This is a genomic window from Aminobacter sp. MET-1, assembly GCF_026521175.1.
Classification (GTDB): Bacteria; Pseudomonadota; Alphaproteobacteria; order Rhizobiales; family Rhizobiaceae; genus Aminobacter.
On sequence record NZ_JAMSHL010000037.1, the window covers coordinates 21,730 to 34,305 of the forward strand.

At 61.6% G+C, this 12,576-nt stretch carries 11 protein-coding genes, 1 pseudogene and 1 riboswitch; of the genes and pseudogenes, 9 read left to right on the plus strand and 3 right to left on the minus strand.

Features of this window, described 5'->3' with window-relative positions:
- Window positions 1-27 precede the first annotated feature (27 nt).
- Together NDO48_RS28225 and NDO48_RS28230 are read right to left on the minus strand one after the other, a co-directional pair.
- Window positions 28-882: a MurR/RpiR family transcriptional regulator gene (locus tag NDO48_RS28225; RefSeq protein WP_018431046.1), complete on the minus strand. Its 855-nt coding sequence runs from the start codon at window positions 880-882 to the stop codon at window positions 28-30.
- A 37-nt stretch (window positions 883-919) separates the two neighbouring features.
- Window positions 920-1,996, minus strand: coding sequence for a polyamine ABC transporter substrate-binding protein (locus NDO48_RS28230; RefSeq protein ID WP_018431047.1), 1,077 nt, complete (start codon window positions 1,994-1,996; stop codon window positions 920-922).
- Between the two features lie 152 nt (window positions 1,997-2,148).
- Here NDO48_RS28230 and NDO48_RS28235 point away from each other — a divergent pair, with 152 nt between their 5' ends.
- The 4 genes from NDO48_RS28235 to NDO48_RS28250 are packed head-to-tail and all read left to right on the plus strand — an operon-like array spanning window position 2,149 to window position 6,114.
- Window positions 2,149-3,243 (plus strand): ABC transporter ATP-binding protein, encoded by a 1,095-nt coding sequence (locus NDO48_RS28235; protein WP_018431048.1) that lies wholly within the window; start codon window positions 2,149-2,151, stop codon window positions 3,241-3,243.
- Window positions 3,233-4,138 (plus strand): ABC transporter permease, encoded by a 906-nt coding sequence (locus NDO48_RS28240; RefSeq protein ID WP_040457338.1) that lies wholly within the window; start codon window positions 3,233-3,235, stop codon window positions 4,136-4,138. The genes NDO48_RS28235 and NDO48_RS28240 overlap by 11 nt, the downstream gene beginning before the upstream one ends.
- A gap of 9 nt (window positions 4,139-4,147) precedes the next feature.
- Entirely contained in the window at window positions 4,148-4,978 is an 831-nt protein-coding gene (locus NDO48_RS28245) for an ABC transporter permease (protein ID WP_018431050.1), read from the plus strand.
- A 5-nt stretch (window positions 4,979-4,983) separates the two neighbouring features.
- Window positions 4,984-6,114, plus strand: a complete 1,131-nt coding sequence (locus NDO48_RS28250; protein WP_267322835.1) for a P1 family peptidase — start codon at window positions 4,984-4,986, stop codon at window positions 6,112-6,114.
- Window positions 6,115-6,227: 113 nt separating this feature from the next.
- On the opposite strand, the gene NDO48_RS28255 is transcribed toward NDO48_RS28250, so the two are convergent.
- Complete coding sequence (locus NDO48_RS28255; RefSeq protein ID WP_267322836.1) at window positions 6,228-6,710, minus strand: hypothetical protein; 483 nt, start codon at window positions 6,708-6,710, stop codon at window positions 6,228-6,230.
- On the opposite strand from NDO48_RS28255, the gene NDO48_RS28260 reads away from it, so the two are divergent.
- From NDO48_RS28260 to NDO48_RS28280, 5 genes and pseudogenes are all read left to right on the plus strand, one after another.
- Window positions 6,691-7,851, plus strand: a complete 1,161-nt coding sequence (locus NDO48_RS28260; RefSeq protein ID WP_267322837.1) for a mandelate racemase/muconate lactonizing enzyme family protein — start codon at window positions 6,691-6,693, stop codon at window positions 7,849-7,851. The two genes, NDO48_RS28255 and NDO48_RS28260, sit on opposite strands and share 20 nt — an antisense overlap.
- A gap of 36 nt (window positions 7,852-7,887) precedes the next feature.
- Window positions 7,888-9,060, plus strand: coding sequence for a M24 family metallopeptidase (locus tag NDO48_RS28265; RefSeq protein ID WP_267322838.1), 1,173 nt, complete (start codon window positions 7,888-7,890; stop codon window positions 9,058-9,060).
- A gap of 131 nt (window positions 9,061-9,191) precedes the next feature.
- A complete protein-coding gene (locus NDO48_RS28270) occupies window positions 9,192-10,631 on the plus strand; it encodes an amidohydrolase family protein (protein WP_018431055.1) in 1,440 nt (479 codons plus the stop codon).
- Between the two features lie 66 nt (window positions 10,632-10,697).
- Window positions 10,698-10,800: riboswitch (glycine riboswitch) on the plus strand.
- A gap of 145 nt (window positions 10,801-10,945) precedes the next feature.
- Window positions 10,946-12,199, plus strand: a complete 1,254-nt coding sequence (locus tag NDO48_RS28275; RefSeq protein WP_267322839.1) for a D-amino acid dehydrogenase — start codon at window positions 10,946-10,948, stop codon at window positions 12,197-12,199.
- 12 nt (window positions 12,200-12,211) lie between these two features.
- Window positions 12,212-12,576: pseudogene (locus NDO48_RS28280) on the plus strand (malate synthase G); the annotation flags it as partial.

Below are 12,576 nucleotides of genomic sequence, written 5' to 3' on the forward strand. Positions count from 1 at the left end.
CACTGACCTCGCTGCAGATTTTCCCGTCTAACCCTCGAAATCGCCGAACGTGTTCTGCAGTCGGGTCAATAGGTCGACGCGTTCGCCCACTTCATCGCCTAGAAGCACGATGATGTTGCTCAGCATCAGATCCATTACTGCAATGATGGTTGCCGAGCCGTCCCAAAGCGGACCGTGTGACCCGGGCACCACGAGGCAGATGTCGGAGACTTCCGGTCCCCATGGGCAGAACTCGTCGGTCAGCAGCACGACCTTGACGCCCATTCGCCGTGCCTCGATGGCAAGCGGGCGCGCCTTGGCGGCAAAGCGTCTGACGTCGTGCAGGAACAGCACGCGGCCTTCAACCGAGCCGTCGAGCAATTCGGAATAGGTTCCGTTCAGTCCGTCGACAAATTGCACGCGCGGCCGCGTATAGGACAGCTGGCTGGCAAAATACTGGGCGATGCCGCGGACGTTCTGGTACGCCGCGACATAGACCTCGCTTGCCGAAACCAGTGCATCGATCGTCTGTTGCCACTCCGGAGCCGCGGCCAGCTCGTAGATTCGGCCAAGATTGTCTATTTGCTGCTGGATCAGCCCGGCCAGCAGCTTGCCTTCGCGGATGTCCTCCCTGAGGCGGTCGACGGGACCCTTCACCTGCCAGGCGGGATTGGAGCTGCCGCGCCGGAGCTCATTCTTCAGCTGATCCAGTCCGTCAAAGCCCATGCGTCTGAGATAACGCCCGACCGTCATCGGCGACAGTTCGAGGCGGGTTGCGATGGAGCGCGCCGTCTCGAACGGGATTTCGCCCAGATTGCGTTCAATGTAGTTCGCAATCAGCTTGTCGGACTTGGACCGTCTCAGTTCCTCGCTTTGAACGAGCTTCAGGATTCGTTGCGCCATATCCTCTCCGGCCAGCCGCCGCACGGGCAAGTCTGAACTACTGCGCTGTCTTCACCTTGGTCCAGACGCGATCAAGCTGGCGCAGGCCAGGACCCAGGTCCTCGAAGATCTGGAGCCGCTGCATCGTCTCGGGTGACGGGTTGATTTCCTTGCTATTCTTGATGTTGTCGGGGGTCAATTGTCGCGCCGGAACGTTCGCCGTGCCGTTGGTCTGTTGGGAGACGTTGAGCGCCGCAATCTCAGGGCGTGTGTAGAACTGAAGGAACTTGATCGCGTTGTCCTTGTTGGGTGCGCTCTTGAGGACGCAGATGTCCTCCTGGTACATGGTGGCGCCTTCTTCCGGGATGACATAGCCGAGGTCGGCAGTGTTGCCGAACACGTCAACCATGGCGCCAACGAAAAAGTGCCCTGCAGCAACGTCACCTGATTGCACCATGGGCCGTGTGTCATAGGTGAAGGCGGCCACGTCGGGCTTCATGGCGATGATCGTATCGGCCGCCTGCTGCAGTTCCGCGGGGTCGGTCGAGTTCACCTTATGCCCGTTGAGGATCAGGCCCACGGCCAGAACCTCGCGCATGTCGTCGAGGAGCGTGAACTTCAGGCCCTTGGCTTCGACGGTTGCGATCAGATCCTTCCAGCCGGTGATATCCTTACCGAGGATCTTGCGGTTGTAGAAAATGCCGACCGAACCGAATGCGTAAGGCAGACAGTACTCGCCTTTGGGGTCGCTCTTGGCGCGCATGAACGAAGGGTCGATGTTCTTGAAGCCCTCATAGGTGTTTATGTCGGTCTTCTCGAGCAGATCGAGCTTGGCCATGATGTCTTGCATGTGGACCGATGGGAAGACGATGTCGTAGCCGGTGGCGCCTCCCTGGATCTTGGCCAGCATTTCCTCGTTCGAAGAATAAGTGGACAGGTTGACCTTGATCTGGGTCTCGTCCTCGAACTTCTTCAGAACCGCCGGATTGATGTATTCGCCCCAGTTGTAAATGTTGAGTTCGGCAGCAGTGGCCGGTGCTGCCGTCGAAATAGCTGCCGCAAATGAAGCCGCAGCTAACAATGCCCCCAGCCTGCCGCCCCCTGCGCCCAGGACTGTGCGGAAAATGATGTTCATCGGATTCTCCTCTGTTGGTTTTCGCCCTTCGAAGGCTCGCCTTCGCGGCTCCCGGTTGCGGCTTCTCGTGGCCGTTGACTTGGGTGAATAAATGGTATCCAAATCTCTCAATCGCACAAGCGTTATTTAGATAACAATTCGGGGAACGACGAATGCGAGATTCCATTGTCCGGCTTGAGGGGGCGGCAAAGACCTTTCCCACGCCCGAAGGCCTGAACGTAACAGCGCTCGATGCGCTCGACCTCGATGTCGACCGAAACGAGTTCCTGACCCTTCTCGGCCCATCAGGCTGTGGCAAGACAACCCTGCTTCAAGCGATCAGCGGCTTTGTCGAGCTTGATGCCGGGCGCATCCTCATCGATGGCGTGGACATGACCGCCCGTCCGCCCTACCGCAGGCCCGTCAACACGGTCTTCCAGAGCTACGCGCTCTTCCCACACATGACTGTCGGCGAGAACACCGGCTATGCACTGGAGGTAGCGGGCGTCGCCAGATCCGAGCGGATGAAGCAGGTCGCAGCAGTGCTCGACATGGTCGGACTTGCCGGCATGGAAGGCCGCCGTCCGCGTCAGCTTTCCGGTGGCCAGCAACAGCGCGTGGCGCTTGCCCGTGCCATCGTTGCCCGCCCCAAATTGTTGCTTCTCGACGAACCGCTTTCAGCTCTCGACAAGAACTTGCGCCAGGCGATGCAGATCGAGCTCAAGGCCCTGCAAAGCGAGCTCGGCATTTCCTTCATCTTCGTCACCCACGACCAGCAGGAAGCGCTTACGATGTCGGATCGCGTGGCGGTGCTTTCGGGCGGACGAATCCAGCAGCTCGACACCCCGCGGAACATCTACGATCACCCGGCAAACAGCTTCGTGGCCACTTTCGTCGGGGCCAGCAATCTGTTCGAGGGTCAACTCGACAACGGGCGCCTGGTGACGAGCGAGGGGGTGTCGGTCCGCTACCTGCCTTCGCCCGCGAACGTGTCTGGCGCGGCCCAGGCACTTATCCGCCCCGAACAGTTTTTCATAGCAGAGGAGGGCGAGGCCTGTCCTTACCTTGACGTAGACGTAGAGCAGATCGTCTTCGTCGGCTCATCGTTCGAGTTGTTCGGCCGCACTGCGGTGGGACGCAAGGTCGTTGCTGAAATTCCGGCAAGCCGCCGCCGCTTCATCGGAGAGATCGAGCAGGCTCGCAGAGCCCGGCTGTCCTATGACCCGGCTGCCGTCCATCTCATCAGGTGCGACGCCGATGGCATCTGACCTCTCGCTGGCCAGCCGGCGCCGGATGCAGCTTGCCCTGCTGTTGACGCCAGTATCGTTGTTCTTCGCTGTGTTCTTCCTTGGCCCGCTTGCGATCATGATCGCCACCAGCTTCCTGGCGCCGGGTCTTTATGGTGGGGTGGAGTGGGTATTCTATCCGCACAACTATGGCCGCATCCTCGGCTTCGCCGACCCGGCTTTCGAGGACTTCGACCCGGTCTACATCTCCATTTTCCTTCGTTCGCTTAAGATCGCGGCGTTCACGGTCATTGCCACGTTGCTCGTCTGCTATCCTGCCGCCTTCTGCATCGCCCGGCTGTCGGAACGCTCGAAGAATTTCTGCCTGTTCCTGATCACGCTGCCCTTCTTTGCAAGCCTGATCGTGCGCCTGTTCATCTGGGTCCTCATCCTGCGCCAGACCGGCATCGTCAACGAGATGTTGTTGGCGACCGGCATCATCGATCGCCCGCTTGAACTGATCTACACCGACGGCGCGATCGTGCTTGGAATGGTCTACATCTTCATCCCGTTCATGTTCATGCCGGTCTATGCCAGCGTCGAAAAGCTCGACTGGACGCTGGTGCGTGCATCGCTCGATCTCGGTGCCGGGCCCATCCGCACCTTCTTGCGGATCATCCTGCCGCTGACTGCTCCCGGCATTGCCGGTGGCGCAATCATCGTCTTCATCCCGGCACTCGGAAATTTCGTCGTTCCCGCGGTGCTCGGCGGCGCCAAGGTGATGATGCTCGGCAATCTCATCGAGCAGCAGTTCCTCTCTGCCCGCAACTGGCCCTTCGGTTCGGCCCTGGCGATGATGGTCATGAGCGTCATGCTGGTGATGCTCTTCGTCTATGTCATCGCGACAGGCCGCCGCGGCGCCGATGTCACGAACTGAGGAGACGACATGAAGATCGCTCGCTTTCTGTTCCGCGGCAGCCTGTTTGCCTACACGGCGCTATTCTTCGCCTTCATCTATATTCCGCTGGCGCTGATTGCCGTCTATTCGTTCAATTCCAACCCGGTCAACATGATGACCTGGACCGGGTTCACCACAGAGTGGTACGCACAGGTCCTCGGCTTCAAGACGACCGTCTCCGAAAATGCGCTGTACATCGAGTCAACGGATCAACTGGTCCAGGCCGTCTGGAACAGCTTGATCATAGCAAGCTCCACCACCGCGATCTCGACTGTCCTGGGCACCGCCGTGGCGATCGCCCTCTACCGGTTCGCCTTTTTCGGCAAGCGCTTCTATCGCACCGTCATGTTCATGCCGATGTTGATGCCCGACATCGTGCTTGGCATCGCCTTGCTGATCTTCTTCGTAAACTCGGGCATTGCGCTTGGCTTGTGGACCATCATCATCGGCCAGTGCACCTTCCTGATCTCTTATGTCTTCATCGTCGTGTCGGCGCGGCTGGCGGGCATGGACCGTACGCTTGAAAACGCTTCCGCCGATCTCGGCGCCAATGAGTGGGTGACCTTCCGCAAGGTGGTGTTTCCCCAATTGCTGCCAGGAATCGTTGGCGGCGCGCTGCTGGCCTTCATCATCTCGATGGATGATCTCGTGATCACCTATTTCATCGCCGGCGTCGATGTGACGACGCTGCCGATGTTCATCTTCGCCATGCTCCGCCGCGGCATAAAGCCCGAAATCAATGCCATCGCGGTGATGATGCTTTCCTTCTCCTTCATCGTGGCCTCGCTTGGCCTTTATCTGCGCTCTCGGCAGAAATGACACCCATGATCAATACCAGCTCAGCAATTGCCAAAGCCCGGGCCCGCGATCTCGGCCTGCCATTTACAGGCCGGACCGGTCCGCTGAATGCCATCACCGACGTCGATGGCATCAGTGTTGGCTTCAGGACGATCACCGAGGATACGCCGAGGCCGGGACGCAAGCTCCCGGTGCGCACAGGCGTCACTGCCATCATGCCGCATGCGGCCTCGCCAACGCCCGTGCCTGTTTATGCGGGAGTGCATCGTTTCAACGGCAACGGCGAGATGACAGGCACCCACTGGATCGAGGACGGCGGCTACTTTCTCGGTCCCGTCGTGATCACCAATACCCATGCCGTCGGAATGGCTCACCACGCCACCGTCAAATGGATGCTGGAGCGCTACGCTTCGACATATGACACGGACAGCTTCCTGTGGATCATGCCCGTCATTGCCGAAACCTATGATGGTGTCCTGAACGACATCAACGGCCTGCCGATTACGGAGGCGGATGTCAGGGCTGCGCTCGACAGCATGTCGTCTGGGCCGGTGCAGGAGGGTAACAGCGGCGGCGGTACCGGCATGGTTACCTATGGCTTCAAGGGGGGGACAGGCACGGCTTCCCGCATTGTCGAGTTCGGCGGCCGCGAACACCGGATCGGGACTTTGGTTCAGGCCAACCATGGTCAGCGCGACTGGCTGACGATCCGGGGCGTACCCGTTGGCGAACACATGCGGGACGGCACGCCCCAAAGCCAGCTTGCTGAGCGCGGATCCATCATCGTCGTCATCGCCACCGACCTGCCGATGGCCCCGCACCAGTTGCAGCGGCTGGCGCGCCGCGCGACAATTGGCATCGGTCGTGGTGGCACCCCCGGCGGGAACAACTCCGGCGACATCTTTCTGGCTTTCTCGACGGCAAACAAACAGGCCATGGCACATTGCGCGGCACCAAAGCTGGGCATCGAGATCGTCAATGACGAGAAGCTCGACGCGGTCTACGCAGCGACTGTCGACAGCGTGGAGGAGGCCGTCGTCAATGCGATGCTAGCGGCTGAAGATGCCGGCGGCACGGCCTTTGATCGTTTTCGCATCCAGGCCATGCCACATGATCAACTGGTGGCGTTGATGCGCGATTACGGGCGAATGAAGTAGCCGCCGCGCCAAGATGATGTGGCTGGCCAACGCGGACACGCCCGCGTTGGGAAGGCCGATTTGAAATAGCGCGTCTGGTCCACGCGCCTTTGCGAACAAATTTAGTGCGGACGTCAGCCTTCGTCTTGCACGCTGACGTGCCTTTCAAATCTGTCGAGCAACGTGTGCATCTGCTTACGCGCGGCTTCGAAGGCGGGTGAAGCGGCTCGTGCCGCCCTATCGGCTTCGTATGCTTCCTGTGACGCAAAACTGCATTCCCAGCGCACGTCAGGTCCTGATCCCTCCAGCTTCAGCAGGATGCGTCCGGGCTCCAATCCGAGCTCGAGCCTGATTTCCGTTGCCTTGCGGCGCTGCTCCAGAACGGCCTCTGCCTGACCTTGCCTTGCAAAGTAGTTGGTCGCTTCGATGATCATCTTTCCCTCCCCGTTTTGCTGTCTGCCCTGGTTGATCTCGGTCGTACCAAATTTCGCGAGGCAGGTCGCTTGACATCCAAAAATATGATCATAAAGTGTGATCACACTAGATGATCGCATCGTATAGAGATGCCTCGGCGGTGACAAGGAAAAGGTAAGACCGGTGCCAACGATCAAGTCCATCGAAACGCTCATTGTTCAATTGCCGACGCGGCGCGAGCACAAATGGGCCGGCCTGACTGAGGTCATCGGCCGCTATGTCATGGTCAAGATGACCGACAGCGACGGTCGGGTGGGCTGGGGCGAAGCGCCCGCGCTGAAGGACTGGGGCGGCGAGTTCGGTCGCTATTTCGGCGAGTCCGCCATGATCACCCGCAGCGTCATCGAAACCTATCTGGCGCCCGCCGTCATCGGTCTCGAACTCGGCAATTTCGCCGAGCTGCATGCCCGCATGGACGCGATCATCCGCGGCTATCCCTATTCCAAGGCGGCGGTTGAGTTCGCCGCCTACGATCTCGCTGGCCGCTGGCTGAACGTGCCCGTCCATACGCTGCTCGGCGGCAAGGCGCGCGACAAGGTCGCCATTACGCACTCGATCGGTCTGATCTCGATCGAAGAGGCCAAGGTCGAAGCGGCCAAGCTTGCCGCCGAAGGCATCAGGACGATCAAGGTCAAGATCGGCGTGGACCCGGCGCGCGACGTCAAGATGGTGGCGGCGGTGCGCGAGGCGGCCGGCGAGGCGATGGAGATCTGCGTCGACGCCAATGAAGGCTACAAGACGCCTGGCGAGGCGGTGCAGACCGTGCGCCAGATGGAAAAGTACCGGCTCAAATATGTCGAGCAGCCGGTGATGGGCATCGAGCGCATCGCCGAAGTCGGCCGCCGTATCGATGCGCCCGTCATGGCCGACGAGTCGGCATGGAACGCTCACGACGCCGTCCAGATCATCCAGAACGGCGGCATCCAGATCGTCTCGATCTACACCACCAAGGCCGGCGGTCTCTACAAGGCGATGGAGGTCGGCGCGGTCTGCCGCGCTGCCGGCATCATCTGCAACGTCAACGGCTCGATCGAAACAGGCATCGGCAACCTCGCCAATGTCCAGGTCGCGGCTGCCTCGCCGGCGGCGACGCTGTCCTGCGTCATCCCGATCTCGACGCCGGCCGAGGCGCAACACGGCCAGGTCGGCGGTATCTATTACAAGGACGACCTTCTGGTCCAAGCGATGCAGGTCGTCGATGGTGCGGTTGTCGTGCCGTCGGGTCCCGGAATGGGCATCGATGTCGATCTGGCCAAGGTCGAAAAATACCGCGTGCGCGACTGAGCGCCGGTCAAGAAACTCAAGGAGAGGAACCAAATCATGCGGGCAGAAATCGTAGCCAAGCAGGTGAGGGCAATGGCCGAGCATGGACTCGACGCCATCATCTGCTCGTCGCCCGAGAACTTCGCCTATACCGCGGGCTTCGTCGTGCCGTCGCAGCCGCTGATCCGCCACCGCCACGCGATGACCATCGTCACCGCTGATGGACGCACCGCGATCTTCGGCGTCGACATGGAGGCATCGACCATCAAGCGCCGCCTGCCTGACATGGCGGCCCGCATCTGGGCCGAATTCTCCGACGATCCGATGCTGGTGCTGGCCGACCAACTCGCCGGCCTCGGCCTCGGCAAGGCGCGCATCGGCCTCGAGATGGACTATCTGCCGGCAGGCGACTTTGCCCGCCTGATGGCGGCGATGCCAAGCGCCCGCTTCGAACATGCCGAGCCGATCCTGGCCAGGCTGCGCCAGATCAAGACGGCCGAAGAGATCGCACTGCTCAGCAAGCTGTCGCGCATCGCCGACCAGGCGATCACAGACACGCTGGCCGTGGTCGATGCCGGCGATTCCGAGATGGACATTGCCGGTCACCTGACCCGCAACGTCTATTCGCTCGGCGCCGAGCACTTCAAGCTTCTGATCGTCGCCACCGGCGAGCGCTCGGTGCTCCCCAATGTTGGCCCGTCCGACCGTATCCTCAAGCGCGGCGACGTCTGCCGCGTCGAGATATTCTCGGTCATCAACGGTTACCAGGCCGGCGTCTGCCGCACGGCCATCGTCGGCGAGGCGCCGCCCATGGCCGACAAGATCTGGGCGCACCTTGTCGAGTGCAAATATGAAATCATGGAGAAGGTGAAGCCGGGCGCCAGCTGCCGCGAGATTTACGATGCCTTCATCGCCAAGCTCGCCAAGCTCAACCTGCCGCCGATTTCCTTCGTCGGCCATGGCATCGGCCTGCATCTGCACGAGGACCCCTATCTCGGCCTGACGCCGGTGCTCGGCAAGCCGGGTAGCGATGCGCCGCTGGAGGAGAATATGGTGCTCGGCTTCGAGCCGCTTTGCTACGACACCGGCTATGGCTACGGCATGCAGAACAAGGACATGCTTCTGGTGACGTCGAAGGGCTCGGAGCTTCTGTCCGACTATGCCGACACCGACAAGCTGATCCTCTGTGGCACGGCCAAGCAGGGCAGCAAGGTCAAGGCGGTCGCTTGAGCCAGCGTCGCTTGTGAATTGGCAGCCGGGATGCTTTGTGGCCCGGCTTGCAAAGCAAGACGTCGCTTCGCCGTCACGGACCGGCGACGCGATCTGGAGGAGTCCGTGAGTAGAGCATTGGGTGGAGCCGCATGCGCACGCTGATCGAAAATCTGAACTTCGCTTTCACCGTCGACAAGAACGACACGGTGCTGCGCAATGCGAGCGTGGTGGTCGAGAACGACCGCATCGCCGACATCGGAGCTGCCGGTGAGGTGGCCGCGCGCCATAAGGGCAAAAGCTTCGACAAGGTGATCGACGGCACCATGCTGGGCATGTGCCCAGGCTTCGTCGACAGCCACGTGCATTTGTCGGAGACCCTTTCCCGCGCGGTCTTCCCCGACAATCTCAACACCCGCGCCTGGGTGTTCCACTGGGCAAAGCCCTTCTACGCCCATATCACTGAAGAGGATGAATATTGGGGCGCGCTGCTCGGGATCACCGAGATGCTGCGCTGTGGCACTACCTGCTTCCTCGACATGGGCTCTCAATACGATCCCGGCATCGTCATCCGTGCCATGGACAAGACCGGCATCCGCGGCATCACCGGCCGTCACGCCGCCGACAACCGTCCGGCGGAGTTGCCGCGCGGCTGGACCGAGGAGATGGCCGAGCACCACTTCTTCCCCGATGCGCAGACGGCGCTGAAGGTGCTCGAGGAAAACGTGCTGCGCTACAACAATACGCTCGACGGTCGTGCCCGCTGCTGGGTCAACATCGAGGGCAAGGAGCCCTGTAGTCTCGAACTGCATGTCGGCGCCGTGGCATTGGCTGAGAAGCTGGGCGTCGGCACGACCTATCACCTGGCGACCTCGATCGAGGAGGCCAAGGTCTGCGAAAGCAAGTATGGCTGTTGGCCGATCACCCGTGTCGACAATGCCGGCGGCATCCGCAAGAACCTGGTCATCGCCCATGGCGCGGCGGTGTCGGACGAGGAGGTCAAGCTTCTGGCTGAACGTGGCGCCAGCGTCGCCTTCTGCCCGTGCTCTTCATTCAAACTCGGCAAGGGCGCAACGTCGATCGGCAAGTATCCCGAGATGGTCCGGGCCGGCGTCAAGGTCGGCCTCGGCACCGACGGCGTGTCGGCTGCAGGCAACATGAACCTTATGCGCCAGATGCTGGTCGTCGCCGGCATGTTCAAGGACGCGCGGCTGAAGCCCGACGTCTTCACCGCCCGCGACGCCCTGCGTGCCGCGACCATCGAAGGCGCGCGCGCCCTGATGTGGGACGACGAGATCGGCTCGCTGGAGATCGGCAAGAAGGCCGACTTCATCCTGTTCGATCTCGACCATGTCGAGTGGACACCGTTCTACGATCCGCTGCAGGCGCTGGTGTTCTCTGCGTCGACCGCTTCGATCACCCAGACATGGGTCGACGGCAAGGCAGTCTATGCCGACGGCAAGGTCCAGGGCGTCGACGAGGCCGGCATTCGCCGTAAGGCGCGCGAACTCGCCGCTGCCGCAGTGGTGCGTGCGGGCCTGCACGAGCATGGCGTCGAGACGACTACGACGCTTTACGACGAAGGCAACTGATGGCCAGTCCCTTCCGTGTCTCACGTTGCGGAAGGGCTTGGCACCAGCTATGAAGACACGCGTTCAAGAGGCTGCATGGGAGAGATCGGCCGCTGCAAGATGACACCGGCCGACGCCGACGGAGCAACCCCCCAGGAAACTCTCAGGCAAAAGTGACCATGCAGTTGAACGATCTGGAGAGAGGCGCCACGAGCGTCCACCGAAGGGGAAAGCCGCAGCGGTCGGGCCGGTGCGGTTAAGCTCTCAGGTACAGCGACAGATTGGGGAAAACAGCGGGTTTCGGCCCGCGCCCAACTTTGATCGCGGAGAGTGAGATGCCCCATATTGCCGTTATCGGCGCCGGTATCACCGGCGTCACCACCGCCTATGCCCTTCTGGAACGTGGCTACCAGGTCACCGTCGTCGACCGCCAGCGTTATGCTGCGATGGAGACATCGTTCGCCAATGGCGGCCAGCTGTCGGCCAGCAACGCCGAGGTCTGGAACCATTGGTCGACGCTGCTCAAGGGCCTCAAGTGGATGCTGCGCAGCGATGCACCGCTGCTGATGAACCCCAGGCCGACCTGGCACAAATATGCCTGGCTGGCCGAATTCGTCTCCAACATCGCCAATTATCGCGACAATACGGTGGAGACGACGCGGCTGGCGATTGCCGCGCGCAAGCACCTGTTCGCCATCGCCGAACGCGAGAACATCGACTTCGACCATGTCCGCCGCGGCATCCTGCATTTCTATTGGGACAGACCGAGCTTCCAGCATGCGCTGAAGGTCAATGCGATGCTGGTCGAGGGCGGGCTCGACCGCCGGCCGGTGACGGCTGAGGAAGTAAAGTCGATCGAGCCGACGCTGCATGGCGATTTCCACGGCGGCTTCTACACGCCGTCGGATTCGACCGGCGACATCCACAAGTTCACCTTCGGCCTCGCCAAGGCCTGCGAGCGCCGCGGCGCGCGTTTCGTCTTCGATGCCTCTGTCGACCGCATCGCCAGGGACGGCGTGTTCTGCATCGGCTACACGACGTCAGGTGCCGACGGCCAGCCCGACTACAGGGTCGTCGAGGCCGACGGCATCGTCGTCTGCGCCGGTGCCGCCAGCCGCCATTTCGCGGCGATGCTTGGCGACCGGGTCAACGTCTATCCGGTCAAGGGCTACTCGATCACCGTGCATCTCGACGACGAGCGCAGCCAGGCTGCTGCGCCTTGGGTCAGCCTGCTCGACGACCGCGCCAAGATCGTCACCAGCCGTTTGGGGGCAGGGCGCTTTCGTGTCGCTGGCACGGCCGAGTTCAACGGCATGAACCGCGACATTCGCGATGACCGCGTCAGGCCGCTGGTCGACTGGACGCGCACGCTGTTCCCGGATGTCGACACCAACAGGGTCGTGCCCTGGGCTGGCCTCCGGCCGATGATGCCGAACATGATGCCGAGGGTCGGCAAGGGCCGCCAGCCCGGCGTGTTCTACAACACCGGCCATGGCCATCTCGGCTGGACGCTGTCGGCCGCCACCGCCCAGATGGTCGCCGAGACCATCGCTGGCGATTTCCGCACAGACGCTGCGATCGCGGCCTGACCCCGGGGAGGTATGACGATGAACATGATGAAGCGGATAGACGACAGCGTCTTCGTCCATGGCCTTTCTGTCGCGCGTGAGCTCCACGACTTCGTGGTGTCTGAAGCTCTGCCTGGGACGGGTGTGGATGCGGATGCGTTCTGGTCGGGTTTTGCCGACATCGTGCATGATCTCGGGCCGGAGAACCGGGCTTTGCTTGAGAAGCGCGACGACTTCCAGCTGAAGCTCGACGCCTGGTACCGCAAGCACGGCGCGCCGCATGACATGGCCGCCTACAAGGCGTTTTTGTCCGACATCGGTTATCTGATCCCGGAAGGTCCGGCCTTTGCGGTGACCACCGAGAATGTCGACCCCGAGATCGCCACGGTTGCCGGCCC